Consider the following 227-nt stretch of genomic DNA (forward strand, 5'->3'; position numbering starts at 1 on the left):
GGTGCGGCTGGATCACCTCCTTTCTATGGAGAATTGATGAACGCTGTTCATCAATATAAGTTTCCGTGTTTCGTTTTCGTTTAGTTTTGAGAGTTCAATTAAGTATTGACTCTTAAATGAGGATATGATATAAATAAATCCTGCAATTTGTATGGGCCTATAGCTCAGCTGGTTAGAGCGCACGCCTGATAAGCGTGAGGTCGATGGTTCGAGTCCATTTAGGCCCA

General features: G+C 41.9%; 1 tRNA gene. It reads left to right on the forward strand.

The features are described from left to right. The first annotated feature begins 153 nt into the window (after positions 1 to 153). Positions 154 to 227 (forward strand) — tRNA-Ile (locus FS742_RS27370).

The organism is Bacillus cereus (assembly GCF_007678085.1).
Lineage (GTDB): Bacteria > Bacillota > Bacilli > Bacillales > Bacillaceae_G > Bacillus_A > Bacillus_A cereus_BE.